The 26512-nt window shown below is 67.8% G+C and carries 26 protein-coding genes; 9 read left to right on the top strand and 17 right to left on the bottom strand.

Annotated features, from left to right (window positions below; genetic code table 11):
* Positions 1-21: 21 nt before the first annotated feature.
* From EBN03_RS24275 to EBN03_RS24265, 3 genes are all read right to left on the bottom strand, one after another.
* Positions 22-870 (bottom strand): ABC transporter ATP-binding protein, encoded by an 849-nt coding sequence (locus EBN03_RS24275; protein ID WP_122190426.1) that lies wholly within the window; start codon positions 868-870, stop codon positions 22-24.
* 79 nt (positions 871-949) lie between these two features.
* Positions 950-2155, bottom strand: coding sequence for an amidohydrolase (locus EBN03_RS24270; RefSeq protein WP_122190425.1), 1206 nt, complete (start codon positions 2153-2155; stop codon positions 950-952).
* 23 nt (positions 2156-2178) lie between these two features.
* Positions 2179-2922, bottom strand: a complete 744-nt coding sequence (locus EBN03_RS24265) for a sulfite exporter TauE/SafE family protein (protein WP_158675729.1) — start codon at positions 2920-2922, stop codon at positions 2179-2181.
* A 223-nt stretch (positions 2923-3145) separates the two neighbouring features.
* On the opposite strand from EBN03_RS24265, the gene EBN03_RS24260 reads away from it, so the two are divergent.
* The 3 genes from EBN03_RS24260 (at position 3146) to EBN03_RS24250 (ending at position 5813) form a co-directional block, all read left to right on the top strand.
* Positions 3146-3793, top strand: coding sequence for a GntR family transcriptional regulator (locus EBN03_RS24260; RefSeq protein WP_199742943.1), 648 nt, complete (start codon positions 3146-3148; stop codon positions 3791-3793).
* A gap of 97 nt (positions 3794-3890) precedes the next feature.
* Entirely contained in the window at positions 3891-5201 is a 1311-nt protein-coding gene (locus EBN03_RS24255; RefSeq protein ID WP_122190423.1) for an amidohydrolase family protein, read from the top strand.
* Between the two features lie 192 nt (positions 5202-5393).
* Entirely contained in the window at positions 5394-5813 is a 420-nt protein-coding gene (locus EBN03_RS24250) for a hypothetical protein (protein WP_147471686.1), read from the top strand.
* A 46-nt stretch (positions 5814-5859) separates the two neighbouring features.
* On the opposite strand, the gene EBN03_RS24245 is transcribed toward EBN03_RS24250, so the two are convergent.
* Both EBN03_RS24245 and EBN03_RS24240 read right to left on the bottom strand, forming a co-directional pair.
* Positions 5860-7200 carry an amidase family protein gene (locus EBN03_RS24245; protein ID WP_122190421.1) on the bottom strand — a complete coding sequence of 447 codons (1341 nt, stop codon included), beginning with the start codon at positions 7198-7200 and terminating at the stop codon, positions 5860-5862.
* Entirely contained in the window at positions 7197-8426 is a 1230-nt protein-coding gene (locus EBN03_RS24240; protein ID WP_233608595.1) for an acetamidase/formamidase family protein, read from the bottom strand. Before EBN03_RS24240 ends, EBN03_RS24245 begins: the two co-directional genes overlap by 4 nt.
* 156 nt (positions 8427-8582) lie before the next feature.
* Between EBN03_RS24240 and EBN03_RS24235 the strand changes: the two genes are divergently transcribed.
* Positions 8583-9281: a FadR/GntR family transcriptional regulator gene (locus EBN03_RS24235; RefSeq protein ID WP_233608594.1), complete on the top strand. Its 699-nt coding sequence runs from the start codon at positions 8583-8585 to the stop codon at positions 9279-9281.
* A gap of 31 nt (positions 9282-9312) precedes the next feature.
* Here the strand turns inward: EBN03_RS24235 and EBN03_RS24230 are convergent, their stop codons facing one another.
* Genes EBN03_RS24230 through EBN03_RS24200 form a run of 7 tightly spaced genes read right to left on the bottom strand, consistent with a single transcriptional unit; the run spans position 9313 to position 16087 of the window.
* The gene (locus tag EBN03_RS24230; protein WP_122190419.1) at positions 9313-9816 is read right to left on the bottom strand and encodes an arginine repressor; all 504 of its coding nucleotides are present in this window, start codon (positions 9814-9816) and stop codon (positions 9313-9315) included.
* The gene (argF, locus tag EBN03_RS24225; protein WP_122190418.1) at positions 9813-10733 is read right to left on the bottom strand and encodes an ornithine carbamoyltransferase; all 921 of its coding nucleotides are present in this window, start codon (positions 10731-10733) and stop codon (positions 9813-9815) included. The genes EBN03_RS24230 and argF overlap by 4 nt, the downstream gene beginning before the upstream one ends.
* A 2-nt stretch (positions 10734-10735) precedes the next feature.
* Entirely contained in the window at positions 10736-11926 is a 1191-nt protein-coding gene (locus EBN03_RS24220; RefSeq protein ID WP_122190417.1) for an acetylornithine transaminase, read from the bottom strand.
* The gene (gene argB / locus EBN03_RS24215; RefSeq protein WP_122190416.1) at positions 11923-12834 is read right to left on the bottom strand and encodes an acetylglutamate kinase; all 912 of its coding nucleotides are present in this window, start codon (positions 12832-12834) and stop codon (positions 11923-11925) included. Before argB ends, EBN03_RS24220 begins: the two co-directional genes overlap by 4 nt.
* Complete coding sequence (gene argJ / locus EBN03_RS24210) at positions 12831-14021, bottom strand: bifunctional glutamate N-acetyltransferase/amino-acid acetyltransferase ArgJ (RefSeq protein ID WP_233608593.1); 1191 nt, start codon at positions 14019-14021, stop codon at positions 12831-12833. The genes argB and argJ overlap by 4 nt, the downstream gene beginning before the upstream one ends.
* Positions 14018-15112 carry an N-acetyl-gamma-glutamyl-phosphate reductase gene (gene argC, locus EBN03_RS24205; protein ID WP_122190415.1) on the bottom strand — a complete coding sequence of 365 codons (1095 nt, stop codon included), beginning with the start codon at positions 15110-15112 and terminating at the stop codon, positions 14018-14020. The genes argJ and argC overlap by 4 nt, the downstream gene beginning before the upstream one ends.
* Positions 15113-15172: 60 nt before the next feature.
* On the bottom strand, positions 15173-16087 hold the full coding sequence (locus EBN03_RS24200) for a hypothetical protein (RefSeq protein ID WP_122190414.1): 915 nt from the start codon (positions 16085-16087) through the stop codon (positions 15173-15175).
* A 181-nt stretch (positions 16088-16268) separates the two neighbouring features.
* Between EBN03_RS24200 and EBN03_RS24195 the strand changes: the two genes are divergently transcribed.
* A complete protein-coding gene (locus EBN03_RS24195) occupies positions 16269-16742 on the top strand; it encodes a CinA family protein (protein WP_122190413.1) in 474 nt (157 codons plus the stop codon).
* Between the two features lie 100 nt (positions 16743-16842).
* Positions 16843-17826, top strand: a complete 984-nt coding sequence (locus tag EBN03_RS24190; RefSeq protein ID WP_122190412.1) for a TIGR03557 family F420-dependent LLM class oxidoreductase — start codon at positions 16843-16845, stop codon at positions 17824-17826.
* A 68-nt stretch (positions 17827-17894) separates the two neighbouring features.
* On the opposite strand, the gene EBN03_RS24185 is transcribed toward EBN03_RS24190, so the two are convergent.
* On the bottom strand, positions 17895-18653 hold the full coding sequence (locus EBN03_RS24185) for an ESX secretion-associated protein EspG (protein ID WP_122190411.1): 759 nt from the start codon (positions 18651-18653) through the stop codon (positions 17895-17897).
* Complete coding sequence (locus EBN03_RS33835) at positions 18650-20323, bottom strand: hypothetical protein (protein WP_147471685.1); 1674 nt, start codon at positions 20321-20323, stop codon at positions 18650-18652. The genes EBN03_RS24185 and EBN03_RS33835 overlap by 4 nt, the downstream gene beginning before the upstream one ends.
* Positions 20324-20612: 289 nt before the next feature.
* Here EBN03_RS33835 and EBN03_RS24180 point away from each other — a divergent pair, with 289 nt between their 5' ends.
* Genes EBN03_RS24180 through EBN03_RS33830 form a run of 3 tightly spaced genes read left to right on the top strand, consistent with a single transcriptional unit; the run spans position 20613 to position 23907 of the window.
* Positions 20613-20921 carry a hypothetical protein gene (locus EBN03_RS24180; RefSeq protein WP_122190410.1) on the top strand — a complete coding sequence of 103 codons (309 nt, stop codon included), beginning with the start codon at positions 20613-20615 and terminating at the stop codon, positions 20919-20921.
* Positions 20921-23242, top strand: coding sequence for a TPR repeat region-containing protein (locus EBN03_RS24175; protein WP_122190409.1), 2322 nt, complete (start codon positions 20921-20923; stop codon positions 23240-23242). Before EBN03_RS24180 ends, EBN03_RS24175 begins: the two co-directional genes overlap by 1 nt.
* Positions 23239-23907 carry a hypothetical protein gene (locus tag EBN03_RS33830; protein WP_147471684.1) on the top strand — a complete coding sequence of 223 codons (669 nt, stop codon included), beginning with the start codon at positions 23239-23241 and terminating at the stop codon, positions 23905-23907. The genes EBN03_RS24175 and EBN03_RS33830 overlap by 4 nt, the downstream gene beginning before the upstream one ends.
* 51 nt (positions 23908-23958) lie before the next feature.
* Here the strand turns inward: EBN03_RS33830 and EBN03_RS24170 are convergent, their stop codons facing one another.
* From EBN03_RS24170 to EBN03_RS24160, 3 genes are all read right to left on the bottom strand, one after another.
* Positions 23959-24552, bottom strand: a complete 594-nt coding sequence (locus EBN03_RS24170; protein WP_122190408.1) for a DUF3558 domain-containing protein — start codon at positions 24550-24552, stop codon at positions 23959-23961.
* Positions 24549-24953 carry a hypothetical protein gene (locus tag EBN03_RS24165; protein WP_122190407.1) on the bottom strand — a complete coding sequence of 135 codons (405 nt, stop codon included), beginning with the start codon at positions 24951-24953 and terminating at the stop codon, positions 24549-24551. The genes EBN03_RS24170 and EBN03_RS24165 overlap by 4 nt, the downstream gene beginning before the upstream one ends.
* A 94-nt stretch (positions 24954-25047) precedes the next feature.
* Positions 25048-26499 carry an AAA family ATPase gene (locus EBN03_RS24160; RefSeq protein WP_233608592.1) on the bottom strand — a complete coding sequence of 484 codons (1452 nt, stop codon included), beginning with the start codon at positions 26497-26499 and terminating at the stop codon, positions 25048-25050.
* Positions 26500-26512: the final 13 nt, after the last annotated feature.

Genomic DNA, 26512 nt, shown 5'->3' with positions numbered 1-26512 from the left:
TCGCGGGGGCGGAGGCGGCGGTCATGCGGCGGCCCGCTCGGCCGGGGTGGCTACGTCGGCCTGGCGCAGCGCGGCCGACACGGTCGCCGCGACCGCACCGAACTCGGGGGTGTAGCGGACTTCGGGGGTGCGCGGAAAGTCCAGTGGCACCGCGATATCCGCGGCGACCCGGCCGGGCCGGCCGGTCAGCACGACGATCCGGGTGGACATGAATACCGCCTCGGCCACCGAGTGGGTGACGAACACGCCGGTGAAGCCGGAGCGCCGGTAGAGCGCGCTCACCTCCTCGTTCAGCCGCTGCCGGGTGATCTCGTCGAGCGCGCCGAACGGTTCGTCGAACAGGAACAGTTGGGGCTCGGTCGTGAGCGCCCGGGCGATCGAGGCCCGCATCCGCATTCCACCGGAAAGCTGTGCGGGCTTGTGGTTCTCGAAGCCGGACAGGCCCACCCGCTCGATGGCGTCGAGCGCGGCGGCCCGGCGCGTGGCCTTGCCGATTCCCGCCAGCTCGGCGGGCAGCTCCACGTTCCGCAGCACCGAACGCCAGGCCAGCAGGGTCGCGTCCTGGAACACGTAACCCAGCGTGCCGCCGGCGGTTTCGACGGTCCCGTCGGTGGGGCGGTCGAACCCGGCGGCGACCCGGAGCAGGGTGGACTTGCCGCACCCGGACGGGCCGACCAGGGAGACGAATTCGCCGGGCCGGATGTCGATGTCGATGCCGTCGAGGGCGCGGGTGCCGTTACCGAATACCAGGGAGACGTTGCGGAAAGCCAGTGCCGAGGGCACCGGCGCCGGGTCGGCGTATACAGTGCCGCCGGCGCCGGTGCGGGCCCGGCCCTCTCCCGAGATGCCTTGTGAAGTGGTGCTGCTCATACCTCACAGTTCTATCGGCGGGTCGTTGCCGTTCGCGGTCCGCACGATTACGCCCTTGTTTCGTATACAATCTACGGATTTACTTGTCCCCCACCGCCACCAGCGCGCCGTCGCGGGCCACGACCCGGCCGCGCTTGAGCACCAGAGCGCGCTGCGGCACGGAAACGACTGCCGCAGCGACAGTTTCGGCCTGCACGGTGAACAGATCGGCCGCGTCACCCACCCCGAGCCCGTATCCGGCGAGCCCGAGGATCCCGGCGCCCCCGAAGGTTCCGGCGGCCAGGGCGAGCTCGATGTCGGTGTCGGACACCAGTCGGTCGCGGAAGGCCACAGTCATGGTGCGGCGCAACATGTCCCCGTCCCCGTACGGCGTCCACAGGTCACGGATGCCGTCGTTGCCGAGCCCGAGAGCGGCGCCCGCGCGATGCATGAGCCGCACCGGGACCACCGGCGCGTCACCCACCGCGCAGGTGATCATCGCGACGCCCGCCTCCGCCAGCCCCTCGGCGATCCGCTGCTGGTCGGCCGCGGGCAGCTCCCCCATCGCATACGCGTGCGACACGGTCACCCGGCCGGCCAGCCCAGTCGCCCGGGTGCGGTCGATGATCAGCTCGTACTGCCACATGCCCAGCGCGCCGCGATCGTGCAGGTGGATATCGATCCGCGCGCCGTACTTCTCGGCGAGATCGAACAGCAGATCCAGCTGGCCGGTGGCGTCGCGGTCGTAGCCGGCCGGATCCAGCCCGCCGACCACCTCGACCCCGTCGGCGAGCGCGGCCTCGAGCAGCTCGGCGGTGCCGGGCCGGGCCAGCAACCCGCCCTGCGGGAAGGCGACCAGCTGCACATCCACCCGGTCGGCGTGCCGGGCGGCGGCCTCGCGGACAGCCTCCACCCCGCGCAGCCCGACCTCGGGATCGATGTCCACGTGACTGCGCACGTGGCTGGTGCCGGCGGTGATCATGGCGCCCAGCAGATTCGCCGCGTAGTCGGTGCTGGGCAGGCCCAGTTCGTCGCGGCGCCCCTCGCCGTTGGCGATTCGCCCGGCCAGGGTCAGGCCGCCGGTGTTGGGTACCCAGGGGCCGCCGAACAGGGTCTTGTCCAGGTGGCAGTGCGCGTCGACCAGGCCCGGCAACACCAGCGCGCCGTCGAGATCGACGGTCTGCGTGGCGGTCGCGAGGTCACGGCCGACAGCCGCGATCCGCCCGCCGGCGATCGCGATATCGGTGACCTCCGGGCTCCCGCCGGGAATCCAGGGCCGCCCACCACGTAACAGCAAGTCGTACATCGGAATACCTCTTCTCTACCGGTTCAGGGGATCAGCATCGCGACACCGGCGCCGACGCCGAACACGATGACGAGGGTTCGGAACGCCTTGGGCCGCAACCGGTCAGCGAGTTTCGCACCGGCCACGCCACCGAGCAGGCAGGCCGGCGCGAGGACAGCGACCGCGAGCCAGTGCACCGGACCGAACAGCGCCACCGCGACCGTGGCGGTCGTCGACACGGTCAGGGTGAGCAGGCTCTTCAGGCCGTTGAGCAGGGTAATCGAGGCGTCGATGCCGAGCGCCAACGCCGTCAGCAACACGATTCCCATGCCGCCGTTGAAGTACGCGCCGTACGCACCGCCGACGAACACACCGGCGAACAGCAGCAGTGGCGAGTCGCCGGTCCGTTCCGCCAGCCGCCGCGACAGCATCGGCTGCGCGGTGAACAGCGCGGTCGCCGACAGGATCAGATACGGGACGAGCGCGGCGAACACCTTGGGCGGCGCGACCAACAGGACCACGACCCCCACGGCCGCGCCCAGTGCGCCGGTCAGCACCAGCCGCGGCACCAGTTCGCGATGATCGTCGAGCCGCTTGCGCAGGGCGGTCGCGCCGCCGAGATATCCCGGCCACACCGATACCGCGTTGGTGACGGTCGCGGCGACCGGTGGCAGGCCGGTGGCCAGCAGCGCGGGGAACGACAACAGGCTGCCACCACCGGCGATGGCATTACAGATACCGGCGCCGAAGCCGGCGACGAGCAGGAGCAACAGATGTGCGGGATCCATGGAGCGAGCCTTCCGGGCAGAGTTGCAGCGCATCGTATACAAACTGTCCCGACCCAGCGAGTCGAAGTTGTCTACCGCACAGCACTTCTCATCGGTGCGATCCCGGTCGCGCGATCGCCGCTGCCCACCGCACCGGCAGGTGGAGTAGATTCGATCGGACCGGTCCCGCGGCGCGCGGCCGATCGTATGCAAATCCCGTCCAGCATCCGTTTGTGAGGCCCCCGTGAGCAGCACCGTCCGCCGGATGACGCCGCAGCAACTGTGCCGCGCCGTCCGCGACGACATCATCAGCGGAGTCCACGCCCCCGGCGACCGGCTCACCGAGGAGGCGCTCGCCGAGCGCTACGGCGTCTCGCGCGTACCGGTCCGCGAGGCGCTGCGCACCCTCGAAGCCGAGGGTTTCGCCCAGTCACGGCCCTACGCCGGTGTTTTCGTCGCCGAACTGACCGAACCCGAGGCCGCGGACCTGCTGGAGATCCGCGCCCGGATCGAACCGCTGTGCGCCGCACGGGCCGCGGTGCGCCGCACGCCCGAACAGCTCGGCCGGCTCAAGGAGCTCACCGCGCTCGGTCAGGACGCGGTGCGCGGCGGCCGGCTCGAGGAACTGGCCCGGCTCAACAGCCGCTTCCACGAGGTCCTGGCCGAGGCGTCCGGCAGTACCCTGCTGCGGCAGCTGATCACCCAGCTGAGCTGGAAGATCGCCTGGGTCTACGCCGTCGAGCTGCCGCGGCGGGCCGGCGATTCCTGGGACGAGCACGAACAGATCTGTGCCGCACTGGAAGCCGGGGACCCCGACGACGCCGCCCGAGTGGTGGCCGAGCACATCGCTCACGCCGCGTCCGCCTACCGGCTGCGGCACGCGCAGGGTTAACACCACCGCAGCACTTCTCGCCTCCGCACGAAACATGGTGGTCGTATACAAAATACGGCCGTGCATGCCGCAGGGCCGTGTTCTCAGGAGGAAATCCATGCCGGATCTCGTGCTGCGCCGGGCCCGAATCGCCGACGACATGCTCCCGGTGGACATCGCCGTGACCGGCGGGCGGATCACCGAGATCGGGCCCGAACTGCCCGACGTCGCGCCTGAGGAGATCGACTGTGCCGGACGGGTCGTCATTCCCGGGCTGGTGGAATCCCATGTGCACCTGGACAAGGCGCTGCTGGACCGGGAACGCGCCAACCCGGACGGCACGCTCGCCGGAGCCATCGCGGTCACCGCGGAACTCAAACGCGAGTTCACCGTCGAGTCCGTTCGCGACCGGGCCCGCCGCGTGCTGGATCTGGCGATCGGCAACGGCACCACCGTCATTCGCGCCCACCCCGACGTCGACCCGATCGTCGGCCTGCGCGGCGTCGACGCCCTCCTGGAACTGCGCGAGGAATACCGGGGCCGGATCGATCTGCAGATCGTCGCCTTCCCCCAGGAAGGCATCCTGCGCGCGCCCGGCACGCTGGAGCTGCTCCGGGAGAGTCTGCGCCGCGGCGCGGATGTCGCCGGCGGGTGCGCCTACAACGAGGCCGATGTCGCCGCCTGCCGCCGCCACGTCGACCTGGTCTTCGACGTCGCCGCCGAGTTCGGGGTCCCGGTCGACATTCACGCCGATTTCGCCGACGACGCCACCGACCCCCGCTTCGCCATGGCCGACTACATCGCCGCGGTCACCGAGCGCACCGGCATGTCCGGCCGGGTTGCGTTGGGCCACATGACTTCCCTCGCCGGCCTGGACCCGGTCCGCCGCGCGGACACCCTGGCCCGGCTCGCCGCGGCCGGGGTGGCGGTCGTCTCGCTACCGGCCACCGACATGCACCTGGGCGGTCGCGCCGACACGGTGAACGTGCGCCGTGGCGTCGCACCGGTCCGGGAACTGTGGGCCGCCGGCGTCACGACCGCCTACTCCTCCAACAACATCCGCAACGCCTTCACCCCGTACGGCAACGCCGACCTGCTCGACATCGGCCTGTTCCTCGCCCAGACCGGGCATCTGTCGGGCGCCGCCGACCTGAACCGGGTCCTCGCCATGGCCACCACCGAAGCCGCCCGCATCGTCGGCCTCGCCCCCGACTACGGCATCCGCCCCGGTGTCCCCGCCGACCTGGTCGTCCTGTCGACCCGCCGGGTCGCCGACGTCCTGCTCGACCGCCCCGACCGCGCCTACGTCCTCAAGGCGGGCCGAATCGTGGCGCGCACCACCACCGTTCGACAGTTGCACCACGTCCCCCGGGTGGACGGCCCGCCCACCGTGGAGGCGCGGCGCGCGGTCGCCCACCCCTGCGGTTAGCGCCTGCCGGATAGCGAGCGGGACCGGATCCACACAGGATCTCCACAATCAGCGCGGATCCTCTCCGTATTCACTCCATAGTGTCGATGCCATGGCGGACAGCGCAGGCGCGGCGATGGCGAATGCCACGATCGCCGGTCGCGTCAGTTCCCAAGAACACCATTGTCTATCGAGCACGAACGGAACCACCCGATGCGCCGGAGCCCGCGGAACCCTCCCTACCCGAACGCTCGTCCACGCGCCCGCTGGTCGGCGTGGTGGCTGTGGGCATATGCGGTGTGCGGGGTCGGTGCGGCGTGGCTGACCCTGGTCCGCATGCGGGATTCCTGGGACGGTTGCGAGATCGAACTCGACGCCGGCGGACGGTTCGCCATGACGTTCCTGTTCCTGGTTGCTCTGATCGTCATGCCGCTCATGAGCACTGCCATCGGAGCGTCGTCCATTCTCGCCAATGCCAAGCTGCTCCGCACAGATCCGCTGGCGCGCCGCAGTACTCTCGCCCCGATCGCGATCACAGTCGTCGGCGGCGTCGGATTGTGGCTGGTGGTCGAATTTCTGGTGTCCAAGGGTGCGCCGCCGGTCGGCTACTGCGGGCACCTGCGCGGTGCTTGATCGCTCGCCGATCCGCCACCACCGCTACCCTGAAAGTCCTCGGGGGCTACACGCAGACTCGTTCAGCAGATCGGTCGGCGATCCCGGCCGCTACTCGGATCAGGTCACGGTCGGTGTGCGGCGCGCCGATCACGCAGAGCCCCACCGGGATTCCGTCCACGGGTGCGACCGGGAAGGCGACCGCGGGGAGTCCGGCGAGGGAGGCCAGGCCGGTCAGCTGGAGAGTGCGCATGCGGCCGGCTTCCAGGTCGGCGGGTGCCGCGGTGCGCAGCGGCGGCAGGGTGGCGGTGGCGGGGAGCAGTAGCGCCCGGCCGGACAGGGCGGTGCGCAGGACTTCGGTCGCGGCGGCCAGGACGGCACGTTCCTGGGCGGCCGCTGCGCCGGTAATCGTCGCGGCATAGGCGAAGCGTTGTGCCACTTCGGGTTCCAGGGCATTCCGATGCTCGCCGATCCACGGGCCGTGGGCGGCCCACGCCTCGTGGGCCTGGACCGTGCGGAAGGCCGCGAACCAGGTGTCGAGGTCGGCGCCGATGTGGATTCGACGGGCTCCCGCGGCGGCCGCTACCCGGACGGCGCGGTCTGCGAGTTCGGGGTCGGCCACGTCGCACAGGGCCGGATCGACGACGAGTTCGTCGGCGGGCAGCGGTCCGAGTCCCGACAGGTAGTCCGGTTCGGTGTCGGTGGGCGCCGACAGCGGTCCGAGTTCCGACAGGTAGTCCGGTTCGATCTCGGTAGGCGCGGATTCAGCCGGTGGGCGGCCCCCGGACGCGGGGGAGCTCGGACCGGACCGCCGGAGTTCCCCGTTCGATCCGGGGGCGGTTCCCCGGCGAATTGGCTGCGGCAGTAGGCAATCCGCCACGGCGAACAGGGTCCGGGCGTCACGGGTCAGCCAGCCTACGGCGTCGAAGGAGGGGGCCAGCGGGACCACGCCGTCGGCCGAGAGGCTGCTGTGCGTCGTGCGGATACCCCACAGACCCTGGTAGGCGGCCGGGACCCGGATCGAGCCGGCGGTATCGGTGCCGAGTCCGATCGTCACCGCGCCCGAACTCACCGCCACAGCGGATCCGCTCGACGAGCCGCCGGGAATTCGTTGCGGCGCCGCCGGATTCACCGGCATGCCGTAGCGCCCGTTGACTCCGGTGATGCTGTAGGCGAATTCGTCGGTATGGGCGATGCCGGTGATGTCGGCGCCCGCCGCCAGCAGCGCGGACACCACCGCGGCGTGCCGTTCCTCCGGAGCGCCGAGGAATTCGGGCACTCCGGCACCCAACGCGAACCCGGCGACCGCGTACAGATCCTTGACCGCGACGGTGTGTCCACTCAGCGGCCCGGCCGCCGTCGCCGCGACCAGCGGCGCGCCCGAGACCCGCCAGACACCGGCTGTCACCGGCCGCCGTCGCTCTCGTTCGAGTCACGTTCCACCGCCGCCGGTCCGCCCTCCGGGCTGTTCGTGCGGCGATCGCCGAGCGCAACGCGATCACCCAGCACCCGGCGGGCGAAGTCGCTGCCGGACCGGTGCGCGAAGTCGGCGATCCGGATCTCGCCGTGCACGCCTCGGACCTGGTCGACCGCCTGCGACACGGTGAAATCCGTTGCGGCACTGAGGTACAGATACGCCTGCTGTGGGTCGGCGTCGAACAGCGCGACCAGCATCTCGATCGCGTTGCCGACGCAGTTCTCCAGCGCCCGGTTCAGATCCGGGTCCAGGCCGGTCGGCACCACGAACCCCTGGGCCACCGCGAACGGGCCCACGCTGCGGCCCAGTCCCGCGCGCACGGTCGCCGCGGGGATCAGATCGACGGTGAGGCGGGCACGCAGTGGTGCCTCCAGCGCGGTGAGCGCGACCTCGCCGTTGCCCTGCGCGAAGTGCGGGTCGCCGAGGTAGAACAGCGCGTCCGGGACCTGCACGGGCAGGAAGAGTGTCGCGCCCGCGGTGAGCCGGCGGATGTCGATGTTGCCGCCGTGCGCGCCCGGGGGGATCGACGACACCCGCTCACCGGTCGCGGTCGCGACGCCGATGAGCCCGAAGAACGGGTCGAGCGGAAACCGGGCCGTGTGCGGTTGCCCGGGACGGATCGGCATCTCGCCGTACCACTGCCCGGCTCGGCCTGTGACGCTGCAGAATTGGCCGTAGTCGCCGTCGAATCCGTGCCGTCCGGCGAGGACTCCGCGCTGGTGGCGGGTGGAGACGATCCCGTAGGGGGCGCGCATGGTCAGCTCGTCGATCCGGACCGCGAGCAGATCTCCCGGACGCGCCCCGCGCACCGCGATCGGCCCGGTCACGACATGCGGCCCGGCGCCGGGTTCACGGCGCCGCGCCGCGGCGAGATCGGCTGTGTCGGTGAGGATGTGGTCACGATCGACCCCGTGCCGGCCGAACCAGCCGATCGGATCCGAGCCCTGATCCTCCAGGATGCCCTCGTGGCTGATGGTGTCCACGACCACGCTCTGCCCGGGCTCGAGCTCCGCGACCGGCCGGTCCCCACCGCGAGGCAGCCTGCCCCACAACACCTTCGACGGGTCGGCTGGCAGGTAGGTCTCGGCGGAGCCGATACCCTCCCCCGGCTGCAGCACTGCGAACGCGGGCTCGAACCCGGTCACGATCGACGTCACGGTCACACCTCAACTCCCGGTCCGCGATTGGTCGGACCATCCGATATGCCGACCATAAGTCAGCCGGGCGGCCCGGGCCGGGCCACGAAACCGGAAATAACCAGGGCTTTACCGGCACGAAACAGCTTGTGCGCGTGTGGTTCTACAGTCGTACCGGTGACCGTTTCGATTCCACCGCGTCCTCGCCGGCGCCCCCGCAGCATCAGCTCGGAGGTCGCCGCGCATCTGGAAGGGCTCATGATCGAGGGGCGCCTGCGTCCCGGCGACCGGCTGCCGCCCGAGCGCGAACTGGCCGCCACGATGGGCGTCTCCCGATCGTCGTTGCGGCAGGCGCTGTTCGAGCTGCAATCCAAGAAGCTCGTCGACCGCACCCAGGGGCGCGGCAGTATCGTCGCCGAATCACCCGCCGGGGCACTGGAACTGGCCGACCGCCTGCGGTCGACCGAGACCGACCTCGCCCACGCCGGTGAACTGCGCGACCTGGTGGAACCGCGCATCGCGCACCTGGCCGCGCTGCGCGCGCAGCAATCGAACCTGCTGGCGCTGGAATCGGTCCTGGAACGCAGTCACCCGGCGCTAGCCGCCGCCGAATCCTTGTGCCTGGACATCGAATTCCACACTCTGCTCGCCCACGCGGCCCAGAACCCGCTGCTGGTCACCCTGTGCACGATGACCACCACCTGGACCCGCGACACCCGCACCCTCTCCCACCGAACCAGCGAGGGCCGCCGGATCTCCCTGGACGGCCACCACCGCATCTACGCCGCGGTGTCTCGCCACGACGGCCGGGCCGCCGCGGCCGCGATGGAGCAGCATCTGCGCGAGGTCCACGAGATCAGCATGTCGGCGGACTGAAACCGACGGGGGACGCGACCACCCGCGAACGTCAAGCCAAGCGTTCGATCGTCGCGGCCAACTCCGCGCCCGTCATCGGTTCCCGTGCGATCACGGCGATGGTGTCGTCACCCGCGATCGTGCCGACGATGTACGGCAGGGCCGCCCGGTCCAGGGCGCTGGCCAGGTAGTGCGCGGCGCCGGGCGGGGTGCGCAGCACCGCGAGGTTGCCGCTGTGGTCGGTGGAGACCAGCAGGTCGCTGAGCAGTTTGCCCAGGCGGCTGGTGCCGCCGGTGACGCCGCGGACCGGGCTGCCGTCCTCGGGGACCACGTAGATGCCGGCACCACCGTCGGCGGCGCGCAGTTTCACCGCACCCAGTTCGTCGAGGTCGCGGGACAGGGTGGCCTGGGTGGTCTCGATGCCCTCCTCGGCGAGGTGGGCGGCGAGTTCGGTCTGGCTCTTGACCGCGTGCGCGGTGAGGATCTCCACGATCCGCTGCTGCCGGCCCGCGCGGGTGCGGGCCGTGACCGCGCCGTGGCGTTCCGGGTCGCTCATCGCTGCGCCAACAGCCAAACCAGCAGCGCCTTCTGGGCGTGCAGCCGGTTCTCGGCCTCGTCCCACACCACGCTCTGCGGCCCGTCGAGCACCTCGTCGGTGATCTCCTCGCCGCGGTGCGCGGGCAGGCAGTGCAGGACCACCGCACCGGGCTGGGCGAGTCGCAGCAGTTCGGTGTTCACCTGGTACGGCCGGAACGGGCCGACGCGGTCGCGGCCGTCGCCCTCCTGGCCCATCGAGGTCCAGGTGTCGGTGGCGAGGGCGTCGGCACCGGTGGCGGCGGCGCGCGGGTCGTTGGTGACGGTGATCCGGGCGCCGGTTTCCGCGGCGCGCTTGTGGGCCGCCTCGACCACCCAGTCGGTGGGTTCGAAACCCGGTGGGGCCGCGATGGTGACGTTCATGCCGGCCGTGACGCCACCGAGCAGCAGCGAGTGGGCCATATTGTTGGCGCCGTCGCCGAGGAAGGTGAGGGTGCGGCCGTGCAGGTCGCCGAGGTTCTCGCGCAGGGTGAGCAGGTCGGCCATGACCTGGCACGGGTGGAACTCGTTGGACAGCGCGTTCACCAGCGGAACCGTTGCGGTGGCGGCCATTTCGTCCAGCCGCGACTGTTCGAAGGTCCGCCACACGATCGCGTCGACGTAGCGGGACAGCACGTGGCCGGTGTCGCCGAGGGTCTCCTCGCGACCCAGCTGGGTGTCGCGGCCGTCGACCACGACCGCGTGCCCGCCGAGCTGGGCGACACCCAGTTCGAAGGAGAAGCGGGTGCGGGTCGAGTTCTTCTCGAAGATCACGCCCACCCCGCGCGGGCCCTCCAGCGGCCGCCGGGAGAACGGCGCGGCTTTCAGTTCGGCTGCGAGCGTGAGGATCTCGGCCTGTTCGGCAGGGGTGACATCGTCGTCGCGCAGGAAATGCCGCATGGTCAGTCGTCCTCCTTCGGCGCAGCAGCGTCCAGTATGGCGGGCAGGTCGGACAGGAACTCGTTCGCCTGTTCCTCGCTCAGGATCAGCGGTGGCGCGAGCCGGATCACGTTCGGCTTCGCCGGATTCACCAGATAGCCTGCGGCCCGGGCGTTCTCTTCGACCTGCGCCGACACGTCTGCGGTCAGCACGATGCCGATCAGCAAGCCGGCGCCCCGAACATAGTCCACCAGTGGGTGATTCAGGTCGGCGATACCGTCGACGAGGTGCTTGCCCACCCGTTCGACCTGCGCGAACAGCCCGGTCTCCTCCATGGTGCGCAGCACCGCGAGCGCGGCCGCCGCGCACACCGGGTTCCCGCCGAAGGTGGTGCCGTGCTTGCCGGGGGTGAGCAGCTCGGCGGCCCGGCCCTGCGCCAGCACGGCGCCGATCGGCAGGCCGCCGCCCAGGCCCTTGGCCAGGGTGATGACGTCGGGCACGATGCCGGCGGCCTGATGTGCGTAGAAGTGACCGGTGCGGCCGATCCCGGTCTGCACCTCGTCGAGGATGAGCAGCGCGCCGTGCCGGGAAGTGATCGCGCGCGCCTGGGCCAGGTAGTCAGCCGGCGGCACCACGACGCCGCTCTCCCCCATGATCGGTTCCAGGAACACCGCGGCGGTCTCGTCGTCCACGGCCGCCGCGAGCGCGGCCGCGTCGCCGTAGGGCACGTGCACGACGCCGGGGGGCATGGGTTCGAAGGGTTCCCGCTTGTCGGCCTGGCCGGTGAGGGCGAGCGCGCCCATGGTCCGGCCGTGGAACGCGGCCTCGGCGGCCACGATCTTGGTGCGCCCGGTCAGTCGCGCGATCTTGAACGCGGCCTCGTTGGCCTCGGCGCCCGAGTTGCAGAAGAACGCCCGGCCGTGGCCGTCGCCGAAATGGGCCAGCAGCCGCTCGGCCAGCTCCAGAACCGGTTCGCTCGCATAGAGATTGGAGACGTGGCCGAGCGTCGAGAGCTGGGTGGTGACCGCTTCGATGATCGCGGGGTGGGCGTGGCCCAGGGAGTTCACCGCGATGCCGCCGAGCAGGTCCAGGTAGCGCTTGCCGTCGGCGTCGAACACCTCGGCGCCCGCGCCGCGCACCAGCGCGACCTTCGGGGTGCCGTAGTTGTTCATCAGCGCGGCGTTCCACCGCTGCTGCAGGTCTGCCGTACTCATGACAGTTCCGCCTCGGTCTCGGGTGGGGTGACCATCGTGCCGATGCCCTCCCCGGTGAACAGTTCCAGCAGTACCGCGTGCGGTACCCGGCCGTCGATGACGTGCGCGGTCGGGACTCCGCCCTGCACGGCCCGCAGGCACGCCTCCATCTTCGGCACCATCCCGGCGTCCAGGCGCGGCAGCAGCTTCGCCAGGTCGTCGGTGTCGATGCGGGTGGTCAGCGAGGACCGGTCCGGCCAATTCGTGTACAGGCCTTCGACATCGGTGAGCACGACCAGCTTCTCCGCGCCGATGCCCTCGGCGAGCGCGGCGGCGGCGGTGTCGGCGTTGATGTTGTGCACGACGCCGTCGGCGTCGGGGGCGATGGTGGACACGACCGGGATCCGGCCCGCCGCCACGAGATCCAGCACCGCGTCCGGGTTCACCGAGGTGACGTCGCCGACCAGGCCGATGTCGACGGGCTCGCCGTCGACGACCACGGTGCGGCGGGTCGCGGTGAACAGGCCCGCGTCCTCACCGGAGATGCCGACCGCGTAGGGGCCGTGCGCGTTGATCAGGCCGACGAGCTCGCGGCCGACCTGCCCGAACAGCACCATGCGCACCACGTCCATGACCTCGGGTGTGGTGACCCGGAAGCCGCCGCGGAACTCGCCGGTCAGACCCAGTTTCTTCAGCATGGCCGAGATCTGCGGGCCGCCACCGTGCACCACCACCGGGTGCACGCCGACCGTGCGCAGGAACGCCATGTCGGCCGCGAAGGCGCGCTTGAGTTCGTCGTCGATCATGGCGTTGCCGCCGTACTTCACGACCACGATCTTGTCGCGGAACTTCTGCAGCCAGGGCAGCGCGCCGGCCAGGACGTGCGCCTTGTCCAGCGCGGAAAGGTTCTGTGCCACCGAGTCGTTCATGAGCTGTAGGCCGAGTTCTCTTCGACGTAGGCGTAGGACAGGTCGGTGGTGCGCACCGAGGCGGTGCCGTCGCCGAGACCCAGGTCGGCGACCACGTGGATCTCCGGCCCGGACAGGTCGACCTCGCGGGCGCCGGGCGCGCCCATCCCCCGCTCGCACACCGGAGAACCGTTGAACGACACCGAAACCCGGTCCTGTTCCAGCGTGATGGGCGCGATGCCCATGGCCGCCAGCACCCGGCCCCAGTTCGGGTCGGAGCCGAAGAACGCGCACTTGACCAGGCTGTCGCGGGCGACCGCGCGGGCGGCGGTGAGCGCCTCGTCCTCGTTCACCGCACCGGTGACGGTGATCGTGACCTGCTTGGTGACACCTTCGGCGTCGGCCATCAGCTGGGCGGCCAGATCGTCGCAGACCGCGAGCACGGCGGCGTTCAACTCGTCCTGCGAGGCGGTGAGTTCGCTTGCGCCGCTGGCCATCAGGAGCACGGTGTCGTTGGTGGAGCAGGAACCGTCGACGTCGAGCCGGTCGAAGGTGAGCCTGGTGGCGTTGCGCAGCGCGAGATCGAGCTGTTCGGCGGTGGCGACCAGGTCGGTGGTGAGCACGACCAGCATGGTGGCCAGCGAGGGGGCGAGCATGCCGGCGCCCTTGGCCATGCCGCCGACGTTCCAGCCGTTGTTGTGCACGGCCGCCTGCTTGGACACCGTGTCGGTGGTCATGATCGCCTGCGCCGCCTCCGCGCCGCCGGACAGGCCACCGGCCATCTCGTGCACGATGGCGGTGACGCCGGGCAGCAGCTTGTCCATCGGCAGCCGGTCACCGATGAGACCCGTGGAGCAGACGGCGATTTCGCCGGCGCCGGTCTCGGTTCCCCAGTTGCTCAACGCCTTCGCCAGTTCCTCGGCGGTGGCGTGGGCGTCTTGGAAGCCGCCGGGCCCGGTGCACGCGTTGGCGCCGCCGGAGTTGAGGATCACCGCGCGCAGCCGGCCGCCGGTGAGCACCTGCTGCGACCACAGCACGGGCGCGGCCTTGACCTTGTTGCGGGTGAACACGCCTGCCGCCGCGTATTCGGGCCCCTCGTTGAAGACCAGCGCCAGGTCGGGCTTGCCGCTGACCTTGATGCCCGCGGCGATCCCGGCGGCCCGGAAGCCGAGCGGAGCGGTCACGCCCTGGGTGCGGATCAGTGTCACGGTGCCACTCCTACGGTCGAGAGTCCGGCGGTCTCGTCCAAGCCGAGTGCCAGGTTCATGGATTGCACCGCGGCGCCCGCGGTGCCCTTGGTCAGGTTGTCGATGGCGCCGATCACCACGAGCAGGCCGGCGTCGGCGTCGACGGCCACCTGCAGGGTGACGGCGTTGGAGCCGAGCACCGAACCGGTTTGCGGCAGTTGGCCTTCGGGCAGCAGGTGCACGAACGGCTCGTCGGCGTAGGCCTTTTCGTAGACGGCGCGGGCCTGTGCGGCGTCCACGAGGACGGGGGCGGTGCAGGTGGCGAGGATGCCGCGGGGCATCGGCGCCAGCACCGGAGTGAAGGAGACGGCGATGTCGGCTCCGGCGCAATCGAAGTCGCGGTTCTCCGTGGAGTTCGTCGCGGCGGCCTTCAGATTCTGGACGATCTCCGGGGTGTGCCGGTGCGCGCCGGCGATATTGTAGGCGCGCGCCGAACCCAGCACCTCCGAGGCGAGCAGGCCGACGTCGGGCTTGCGCCCGGCCCCGGAGGTGCCGCTGACGGCGACCACGTGCACGGTCGGTTCGATGATCCCGGCGGCCACCGCCGGCGCGAGCGCGAGGCTGGCGACGGTCGGGTAGCAGCCCGGTACCGCGATGCGGGTCGCGCCCCGCAGCCGGTCCCGGCCGCCCGGCAGTTCGGGCAGCCCGTACGGCCAGCTGCCGGCGTGCGGCGACTTGTAGTATTTCTCCCAGGCGGCGGCGTCGGTGAGCCGGAAGTCGGCACCGCAGTCGATGATGACCGTCGACTCGGGCAGGGCCTGCGCGATGGCGGCGGACTGGCCGTGCGGCAGCCCGAGGAACACCACGTCGTGCCCGGCGAGGATCTCCGGGGTGGTCTCGGTGAGGATCCGGTCGGCCAGCGGCAGCAGATGCGGCTGCAACGAGCCCAGCGCGGTACCCGCGTTCGACCCGCCGGTCAGCGCCCCGATCTCGAGCCGACCGGCACGGTATTCCGGATGCGCCAGCAACAGCCGCAGCACCTCACCGCCCGCGTACCCGCTCGCACCAGCGACCGCGACCCGCAATACGGGTCCACCCGATGTATCCGCCATGTGATGATTATGCACGATGATGCAAGGCCATGCAGAAGCGGGGGACCTTTCCGACCGCCCTCAGGCGCGATAGCGGTCCATGAGCTCGACCAACTCGTCCGGCAGCTCGAAGCCCAGGGCACCGTCGCGCAGCTCGGTCAGGCGCGTGAGGTTGCCGTTTCGCCACCAGTACAGATGGGGGCTCAGCGGGCCGACGGCCGCGCCGAAGCGGTGGACGGTGAAGTCGGCCAGCGCGTACACCGCCGGGGCGAAATGCGATCCGTCGATCGGCCGGAACAGCAGTTCGTGGCGATTCGGCAGCGACACCAGGATGCCGTCCGCGGTGAACGGAATCCGCAGCCGGGTCAGGACCTCGTCGAGGATGAGGACTCGGGTCGCGTGGAAGAAAAGGGGGTCGACCGTCGCGTGAAACCACCCGCCGTCCCGGCCGAAGGTCTCGTGCGCCGGCACCGGGACCGCACGCAGATTGTCCATGGCGCGGGCCCAAACCCGTTCCGGCACACCGAGTTCGGGAATGGTCGCCTCGGGGATCGACACCACGATGTCGGGCCGGTCGAACGCGAGCACGATCCGCAGCCCGTCGACCAGGACTGGCGCGTAGCCGTACGAACCGGCCGCGACCGGGGTCAGCGCCAGCGCCTCCGCCGGCATGATGCGCGGATACACGGTGGCCAGACGTTCCTCGAGCGCGAGTCCGTCCGCGAGGTCGGCCGCCATCACTGTGCGGAAGTGCTTGCGCAGCAAGGTTCGCCAGTTCCGCGGGTCGGCTTCGCGGCAGCGGACCGCGATGTTGTGGAGAATGAACCGATCGCGGTCGATCGTCATGAAATCGGGCCCGACCTCGGACACCCGCCCGCCGAGCTCGACCAGCACCCGATAGGCGGAAGCGCGGAACTGCCGGGCTTCGCCGAGCGAGAAGAACGGGAAGATCAGATCCGGTTGCTCGTCGTCCGGATCCCGCGTCGAATCACCCAAGGCCCATCCCCCGCCGATACCTAGCCGTCGTCAGGACCCTAGCGCGAGCCGCCCACCGCCGCTCACCGTCCGGATGCGACCGACCGACCACCGGTGCGGCGAACGGCGACCTGCGCGCAACACGCCCTCTGCCCCTCCCGAACGAGCCGGGCGGTGCGCCGGGGTCGATAGAGTGGGCCAGATGTCCACCATCGACGAGTCCGCGCGCCGAGTGGCCGCGGTCGCCGTGCGGTCGAAACAGACTGTGGCGATCGCGGAATCGTTGACCTGCGGGCAGTTGTCGTCAGCGTTGGGCGCAGCACCGGACTCGGCGCAGTGGTTGCGGGGTGCGGTGGTCTCCTACAGCGCGGATGTCAAGCGGCAGGTGCTGGGCGTACCCGATGTCCCGGTGGTGTCGGAGACCGCGGCCCGGGCCATGGCGATCGGCGTGCGGAAATTGCTCGGCGCCGACGTGGCTGTGGCTGTGACGGGGGTCGGCGGCCCCGATCCCCAGGACGGTGAACCGGCGGGTTCGGTGTGGCTGGCGGTACACCGTGAGGATCGGACCTGGTCGCGGCACGAGCAGTTCGATGCCGATCCGGAAGAGGTGCTGCGGCGGACGGTCGAAGTCGCGCTCGAGATGGTGCGGGCGGCGATGGACGAAGGCGCGCGCTGACCGAAAGGCGGCGACAACCGGGCAGGCTTGGACACACACAGATAACTGTGCGATAGCTGGGTAGCCCGCCTGTATCCACCGCCGAGCGAGGAGGAGCACCGTGACCCGATTCGGATACACCCTGATGACCGAGCAGAGCGGCCCGCGTGAGCTCGTCCGCTACGCCGTGGCCGCCGAGGAGGCGGGATTCGACTTCCTGGTCTGCAGCGACCACTACGCACCCTGGCTGGCGGAGCAGGGACACGCACCGCATGCGTGGACCACCCTCGGAGCGGTCGCGCACGCGACCCGGCGGATCCCGTTGATGACATACGTGACGTGCCCGACCATGCGCTACCACCCGGCGATCGTCGCCCAGCAGGCGGCGACACTGCAGATCCTCGCCGAAGGCCGGTTCACCCTCGGTCTCGGCAGCGGCGAAAGCCTCAACGAACATGTGATCGGTGCCGGCTGGCCCGGGCTCGAGGAACGGCAGGAGCGACTCGCCGAGGCCATCGAGATCATCCGCGCCCTGCACGCGGGTGGGCCGGTCAGCCGGCTCGGTGACTGGTATCGAGTCGACGCCGCCAAGATCTGGGACCTACCGAACCAGCCGGTGCCGATCGCGGTAGCGGTGTCCGGGCCACGGTCGGTGCAGCGATTCGCCCCGCTCGCCGACGAGATGGTCACCACCGACCCCGATCCCGAACTCGTCCGCTCCTGGCGTCGCGCCCGGCCGGACACGGCACCGTCCCGCGTCACCGGACAATTGCCGATCAGCTGGGACACCAACCGCGACAAAGCAATTCAGCGCGCCCACGAGCAGTTCCGCTGGTCGGCCGGCGGCTGGGACGTGAACTCGAACCTCCCGACGCCGGCAAGTTTCGCCGCCGCGACACAGTTCGTGCGCCCCGACGACGTCGCCGAGCAGATCTCGTGCGGCCCCGACCTCGACGCCGTAGTGTCCGCCGTGCGCCCCTACCAGGACGCCGGCTTCACCGACATCGCACTGATCGAAATCGGCGACGAACAACAAGACCGCTTCCTCGCCGAAGCCGCGGAACCACTCCTGGCGAAACTCCGTGCCGCCGACCCCGATTCCTGAGGCCACGCCACCCATGACCGACCGGATCGACGGCTCGAACCACCCTCGACCCGGTGCGGGCCCGCTTGTCATTCCAAATCGGCTCGCCGACACAGCACGTCGGCGATGGCTTGCGTGGACGCCGGGCTGACGATCGTGTCGTCGTTCGCAACTTCGATAAGGTACCGACCCGCCGCGGAGGCGGGATCCAGCACGTCGATCCAGCTCAAGAACTCGCGTGAGGCAGGATGGCCTTGGTGGATACCCCGTTCGATGCGCAGGTAACCGTCCAGACCACGTGGAGCGCGGAGCAGGTCGCGGATACGTTCCTCGACCGGCCCGTCGCCGAAGTCGTCCTGAAGCCACGAAGTCGGCGACTCCTCGCCACGGACTCGCGGGGTATAACCGTGTAGCGGACCGGCGGCGCCCGGCGCCGCAATCGGCATGGTGGCGGCCATCAGACGTCCGATTCGACGACGCTGTGTCACGACAACTCGGAGGTCCCCGCCGAATTCCACTGCGGCGCCGGGTTTCTGGTGCACCACTACACCGAGGTCACCACTCGCCACCGCGCACGACCGCACCCTTTCCTCGGTGATGTGCGACCACCCGTTGCATACGATTCGCAATTCCGGATTGGCCAACACCTGTAGAGACATAGTCAGGTCGCGGTCGGCGTGTGGTGGATAGCGAACAGCGAGATCGGCTTGAAGGCGGTCGTACTCGCTAGTGGTCAGCGGGGATTCGATGAGGTTGATCGGATGGGGGTAGTCACCGACCAGGCCGGTCTCCGTCGACCACACATGTACGAATTCATCCGGGGTGAACGTCCAAGAAGTCAGCGTCATCGACCGCCGGCGCCCTCGTCTATATCGTCATCCATGACAGGGCCGGTTCCGGTCAAGGTCACCTGTGTGACCGCCTTCTCGCCTGCGGCTGAGCTCGTTCCAGGGTCCTCGGATTCAAGGTCCTTTCCCTGTCCGTCGGCGTGCGGACCCGATGCCGGCTTCTCGGCACTGACCGATGTCATTCTGAGCGAAATCCCCGATTCGGCCAGTTTGGCGGCAATTGCCGTCGGCGACAGAGGCTTCGACGGTGGTGGTGGTGCTGGTTCGATCGACGGGCTGGTATCGACGGCAGTGTCGGTGTTCTCCGGCGGGCCGGCTTCGATCGGCGGCAGATCCAGAAGAGAAGGCCGGCGCTGGGAAGCTGGTGAGGCTGATTCGATCGAAACCGGTTGCGCCCAGTCGTGGCGACCACCGAAGTCCGGGTTGGCGCCCACGACTCCGTTCCACCCTTCCAGACCATCGGTCCAGTCCGATTGGACGCGCTTCAGATAGTCGGGACTGAAATGTTCCTTGTCCTCGTCCTTTTCGCCTTTCCCAGCACCGTGTGGCAGCTGCCCCAGCTGCCCCGGCGCGGACCCTGGACGGCTGGTCCCGAGTCGAGCCTGCGCCGCTGCCGCATCCTCGACTGCTCCCGGAACCGAAAGCCCCGGCGAGGGCAGACGCGGCGACCCCGGCCCACCGGGACCGGTGTCGGTCGGCGAACCCAGATTCGGGCCGAGACCGATCGGAGCACCAAGGTCGGGCTGGGCACCCGGCGCGAGACCCGCCGGTGCGATCCCCGCCGGTGTAGTACTCGCCGGCGATGGCTCCGCCGGATCGGTTCCGGTCGGCGTCCCGGTCGACAGTGGTTGCGTCTGAGTTCCGCTGGGTTGCGAGGCCGGGCTGTCACCAGGGTTGTCGGCACTGGGCGTATCCGGGGACGGAGCGGCTGTATCCGGCGCCCCCGGAGCAGGCGTTCCGGGGCCGACCGAGGAAGGCCCGCCAGGTTGCGCAACCGAGGGCACATCGATATAACTGGGTACCCCCGTACCCGATGGCGGGAACGCCGGCGAATAAATTGCGCGCAGTGCTCGAATTGCGTCTTGCCGTGCCTGTTCCTGCGCGGCAGCCGCCTGATCGGTTACCTGCGGGTTCGCCAAACCCGGCAGTAATGAGGCAGCCAGATTGTCAGGGTGCGGGGTAAGCACGACCGGAGCTGCCGGCGCAGGCACTGCGGCCCGTACCGCCTCCGCCGAATAATGCAGGCCGTTCATCCGATCGGCGAGGTCCATGAACACCTGCCCGATCTGATTTCCCGCTGCGGTGAACGCATCGGAAGCCGCTTTGGCCGCGTTCGCGGCGCCGCCCTCCCAAAGTCCGTGCCCGAAGATGGCATTCAGCCCCATGGGCAACGTGAGTCCAGTGATGGTATCCAGCTTGCCGGCACTGTCCGACCATGTCTGTGCCATGGTCAGCAGGCCCGCTGGGTCCAATCCGGCTGGGCCGTGCACAGCGTCATACAGCTGTTGGTGAGTCATGCTCTCGAACTGATCGGAACCCGAGGAGTAAGGCGGATCAGTGCCCGCCCCCAGAGCAGACAAACTCGTTTCGATCTGCTGCACGTGCATCCACGCCGTCGATGCCTGGTCGACAGAACGGGCAGCGTCGGCGCCGGCGGCTGTCTGCTCCATCCCAGGAAGAACCGCGGAAACCTGCGATGGAAGAACTGTTCCGTTCGGCACGGGGTCATTGGAACTACCCACCGTCAAACCCCCACACGAAATCCGAAACCCCGCCCGCCAGAACGGTTTCCCCTATCGGTTCGGCGCAGCCTAGCACAGCCTGGGCCGCGCCTTCAGGGGCCACACGCCCTGCGCGCGGCTGGCACAATGATCCGCGAAAACGAAGTGTCGGAGGAATCATGCCGACTCGATCCGCCGCCTGACGACGGATCGATCTCGAACAGAAGGGGGGACGGACATGCTGCAGGCAGACCTCGACCAGCTGAGCAAGCTCGCGGACACGCTGACCGATGTGGGCAAGTCCATCGGAGAGATGCAGATCCACGCCTTCAGCGACCAGGTCGCCGATGCGCTGCCCGGCTGCCTAGTCGGACCGGCGTGCAAGCAGGCAGGCAACTCCACCGAGCAGGCGTGGAAGAACATCGCCGAGCGGATCAACAAGCTCGCGAAATTGGTGAAGGATTCATCCACCAACTACCAGATCAGCGACGACGACTTCGCGACGAAACTTCAGGCCTTCAACTTCCGGCCGGAGGGTGCGAACTGATGCCCACCCGCAAGCAAGTCGAACAGTGGGACTTCAGCAAGCTGGATCAGCTTGCCCAGCACCTCGTTTCCGCAGGGGGCGATCTGGAAGCACAGCTCGGGCGGATGGTCACCCAGTTCAGTGACACGACCTGGACCGGAGTCGCCCACGACGCGGCCTGCGACCGGTTCACTCAGGAAAACGACGACGACCGCAGGCTCGGCGCGGACATCAAAGACCTGGGCACCGCCGTCACCGCCGCGAGTTCCGGCCTCGCGAACGAAGTGCGCGTACTGATGGGGAAGGTCGCCGATGCAGAACACGACAAGGACCCGTATCCACTCACGGTCAGCGACAAGTGGGAGGTCCAAGCAACATTCTCAGCCAGCCATCCCACCGAAGCCCAGATCAAGTCAGCTCAGGATCAGATCAATCGCCATCAGGGCTTGATCAACGCCGCATACACATCCCTCGCCCTTGCAATCGTCGTGCAGACGAAAGGAATCAACGATGCTGCCGCGAAGATTGTCGCTCGCGGCGAGCTGATCGCCCGAGGCATCGACGACACACACCTCTCCGACGCCGACATTTCGAAATACGGAATGAATGACGATCCGGCCGGCACCGCGGCACAAGACGTCAAGGCGCTCGAGGACGGAACCGCGACCCCGGAGCAGATCGCACGGCTGCAGGCGCAGAGCACACTGACTCCGGATGAACTCGAAAGCATCAAGGATGGCAAGCCGGCCAACATCACGCCGGCCCAATTCCAGTACCTTCAGGGAGTCATGCAGGCCGAGAACGGCATGTCGCCCAAGGAAATTGCCGATCTCGGATCCAAACTATCACCCGGTGATGCCACCACCGTCCAGTCGTCCATGTCCAATGCCATGCAGATCATGTCGAACCCGAAGATCACTGCCGACGGCGGGCTGACCGGCGGCATGCCTCAACTACCCAAGAACGTGCAGGATATTCTCAAGAATTCGAAGCCACTCATGGACGCGAACGATGGTACTCAGCGGAATGCCTTGGGTGACATTGCACAGCGGGGCGACTCAGCCTTGAGACAGGGCACGGACTTCGACCGCGGTCTGCTCAAACAGGGTTCCATCTTGGCGGACTCGAACAGCTGGCTGGCGGACAGCGATGGCGCGATAGCAAATAAGCTGCTCGACGCTGCCTCGGGTGACCATCAAGCGGACTCCGACTTCATCTCCGGGCACGGCATGGACTCCACACTCGGAACTGGCGAGAAGTGGGGGAAGGACCACATGATGGCCGTCCTCTCCCACCAGTGGACTCCGGAACAACACGGGGCGCAGACAATGTTCAGCTGGATCGGCCCCGACGCGAGCAGCACCGACGACAACGTCAGCAAGCTCGCCGGCCAAACCAGCAACAGCCTTGCCCAATTCCTGAGCGACAACTCCGACAATCTAGCGAAGAACTTGCCAGGCCACGACGGCCAGTCCCTCGGCGCCGTAAACCCTGCCCTCACACAGACATTGGCATCGACGATGGTCCCGTATCTCGGAAACTTCGTCGGCGCGGATCCCCATATGCTGATAAACCAGACAACAGGCGGTCTCCAGCACCCCGACGACCTGTCCAAGATGTTCGCGGTTCTTGACTCGGACCCTGCGGCCGCAAAGTCGCTCAATGCGGCCGGTGCAGAGTGGAACGACTACTTCGCCTACCAGGCCGGAATGGACCCGCCTTCGGCACCTTCCATCGGCATTCATTCCGGCCAACTCTCGGCAGCTATGGGGCAGGGACTGAATCAACAGCTGCAGGACCTGACCGCTCAACAACAGTGGAAGTACACCGAGCAATACAACCACTCTACGGAGATGAGCGACATTACTGCAGCCTGGCCGGCCGCGTTGCCAGGTGTCGGAACGATACTCGGCCCACTGAGCGCTACAGCGGATTCCATATACAAGGCAGATCTGACACCTCCCGGCGATCCGACCCACCCACTGCCACCCGACAAAACTGCCAGCGCACTTCAGAGTCAGGTGCAAACCATGATCCAGCCCGATGCCATGCGAATGGACTGGAATTACACCAACGGATATGCAACCCACGATCAAGATATTCTATCCCGGTTCAATATCACCGATAGCAGCGGGAATACGCAGAACCTACTTCAGAACTGGAATATTGCAACCCAGACGCCGGACCCGGGAATGAAATCAAACGCAGATATATTCATCGACGAAGCAAACAATGCCGGAATACCCGGTTTGAGCAATTACAATTCATTCTTCCAATACGGCATGACCATCCCGATAGGCACAACCCACGGTTCCCAGCCAGCCCCCGGGGCCCCTCGATGAGCAAGGTACATTCGGTTGCGACATCGGTTACCGCTATTGCCATAACAGTACTGACTTCGAGTTGCGGACAAACGACACAGCAACCGGCCACAACAACTCCCGCCGGTCCGCGCGCATCGCAGTCCACACCATCCCCCGGCCCGCTGGAACTTCATTTTTACTGGACAAATCCACCAAGCGAGCTGAATACGCCGGATGCGACCTTCATTCGCGCCTTCACCGAGTCCTTCTATTCACTGGTCAGCACCGGCTCAACCGCATACCCCGGCCTTCGCGCTGCCGATCGAGGAGCCTTCGATATAGATAACTATCAATATGCCACCCACACCAGGCAGGGGCACCAGATCCTGTCGCTGCTCGATATCGAATCGGGAGACAACGGATCACAGACCGCCCACATCTGCCAAAGGGAGACTGTGACGCAAAACTATATGCCACTTGATATGGAGCTCCACTATTACCGGACCGGGGCGCAGCCCCCGGACAGTCAGAGCGGGCCATCGAATCGCCCCGAAAAGAACGTATTCGGCGATTGGTATGCAGTGTCGTACAAGTTATCCGAGGACGGTGGGGCATCCCTGAAGAAGTGTCAGAGCATCAAAATTCCACCGGACACCCCGGAGGACGACACCTCACCATCCGTTCCAGGTTGGCCATCGCCGTAGTCCGCTGCCACTTCCCACCAAGGATTGACAGCGGACCGAACCCCGAGGCGACTATTTCACGGCGAGTGATGCCTGAATTTCCGAGGCAACCGCTTCGATGTTATCGCATGGGCGGTCGTGAGAGTACACACTCATAACCGTCTGGCCGATATCGAGCACGCCTCCACTGGACATGGGCAAAGTTACGTAGCATTCTTCCGCAGATGCATGCAGATACTCGATGCCGTTGTGCCCGTTGATCGTAACGTCCTTGGCTCGGGCGCCTTCGCGTCGGCGAAAGTCATCGATCGAAAGGCCCGCCACTGCGACATCCAGTGAGCGATCAGTGACCGTGACGCCAATGTCAGAACTGATCTTGTGGTCGAAACTACAACCAATGAATGAGTACGTCCCGAACACGGAATCCGAGCGCCTGCGGGTCGCGGGGTCGAACCCTGCCTTTGTGACAGCTGCATCCGGCAGGCTGGTGCACGGATCGAGTCCGATTGCACCGTGGCCTGATGGTGCCGGACTGACCGAGACCATATTGTTGGGCACAGCGGGCAGCGTCGGAGCGGAGGTACCCCCCGCAGACGACACGGAAACTTCGCATCCTGCCAGCAGCAGCGTCGCACCGACCAGGGCGTATGCACAAATCTGCTTCATAAACGCGAACCGTCATTCTGACGCAATGCTATCTGGGCTTGCTGCAGCGCCGCAGCGTGCGCAGCGTCGGCCTCCTCGATCAGACTGCCGGACCTGAGATATGCCTCTTTCAAGGAGAGCGCTCCTTCGATCAGACTGGTGATCGCATCGATTCCGTCTTGGGCCTTGTTGGAGAACCCAGTCGCCAGTTCCTTTCCGGTCGAAAAGTCACCGAAACCGCCCCGTTGGATAAGCTTCTCGAGTCCGGTCCGAACTTGAAGCAAGGTTGTGACCGTTTCCTCGTAGAGATGTGCTGCCCGTAGGGCAACGTCCCTGTCGTACCGAATCTGGCCAGACCGTGCGGCCTCATTGAAAGCGCTGATCTGGGATTGCCCGTAGTCCAGGCTGATCTTGCCCATCATTCCCCCCACTCTGCGTTCTTCAGCGATCTCACACTACCGCTCGACGCGGGTCGCGCCTATCGGTCCTGATGGCCGGCATACGCGGTTTCGGTAATCAGCGTTTCGCGTACAACGCCGGTGCATCCACCAGGATCACCTCGCCCCTCTCCGCTGCCAATTGGGCCTTGTCGTTGAAACCTGCTCCGCTGCAACACATCAGACGCGTCTGCGACACGTCGTAGCGGCCGGCCCGGCCGATCAGGTCGCGCAGGTGGCGTAACCGGTCGATGTGTCCGACGCCCATGGTGTCGTTCCATTTCGCCTCGCCGATAGCCAGCAGCGGCGGCTTTCCGCCGTCGGATGCTCCGATCACGGCGAGGTCCAGTTCGTGGCCGGTGCGGGTCGCGGGGTCGTGCACTGTCCCGTTCGCCACCCTGGCCGGTAGGCCGTCGAACAGTGCGGGGTCTGCATCGTGGAGTGCCCAATCGCGGCACAGTTGTTCGAAGTGCGGGCCGAGGACGTTGCCGGTGAATCGGCGCCGGCTGCCGGCCCATACTCGATGGGCACTGCCGGGCCGCTCCAACTGGTCCCATACCGGGCGCATGATGGTCTGATAGAACCGGATCAGCGGCTCGGTGATCCGGTACGTGGATCGGTTGTCGCGAAACGCATCCGCGTCGCGGCGGAGCAGACCGGCGTCCTCCAGGACGGTGATCGGATGGGCGACATCGGCCGCCTTGCGCTCCAAATAGTTGGCGATGCCACCGCGGGTCGCGTTCCCACAGGCGACCGCGCCCAGCACCGAAAGATACAAGGCGGTGTCGCGCAGGTCCGGCTCCTCGGCCAGCAGGTATCGCGGTTCGCGGAAAAGTGGTGTCTCCGGGTTCAATACGGTTCGGGCAACCCAGTCGTCGAAATCTTCCGGTCCGTTCGGGACGTCGCCGCGGGCGAACTCACGCCGGTATGCCGGCGTGCCACCCACGATCGCATTCACCTGAATCGCGAGCCGCGGGTCGTCGATGCCCCAAAATTCCGCGGCGAGCCGGAAATCCAGCGGTCGCACCACAAGTTCGAGACCGGCACGGCCGCGCAGCGGCGCACTGCCCGACAGCAAGCGACTCATGAACGACAGGGCCGAACCGCACAGCAGTAAGCGGGTCCGGGATCCGGTGCGTTGTTCCCGTAGCGGACGAAAAGCGTTCTGGATGATCGACGGGAGTTCGGGATTCGCCTTGGCCAAGTAAGGGAACTCGTCGATGACTACCGGGATCGGACGTTCGGCGCCCAGCGACAGCAGTGTGTCGACGACCTCGGACCAGTTCTGGAAATGGAACGGGCTCGCAGGTTTACAGTGCGCGGTCAGCGCCCGGCTGATGTGCCGCAACGATTCCGGGTCGGCAGCTTCTATCGCACCGAAATAGAAGCCGCCCGCAGCTCGGCAGACAGCCTCGAGCAGGAAGGTCTTGCCCTGCCGCCGACGGCCGGAAACCACTCCGAGTGTGGCTCCGGGCTGCTCGTCGGACACGAACCTGGTCAGCGCCGCCCACTCGTGATCACGATCGAACATGTCAGGGGGTTTA

The organism is Nocardia stercoris, from assembly GCF_003696265.1.
Classification (GTDB): Bacteria; Actinomycetota; Actinomycetes; order Mycobacteriales; family Mycobacteriaceae; genus Nocardia; species Nocardia stercoris.
The sequence above is the reverse complement of the archived record's forward strand: the minus strand, read 5'-3'. Positions and strand labels throughout refer to the sequence as shown.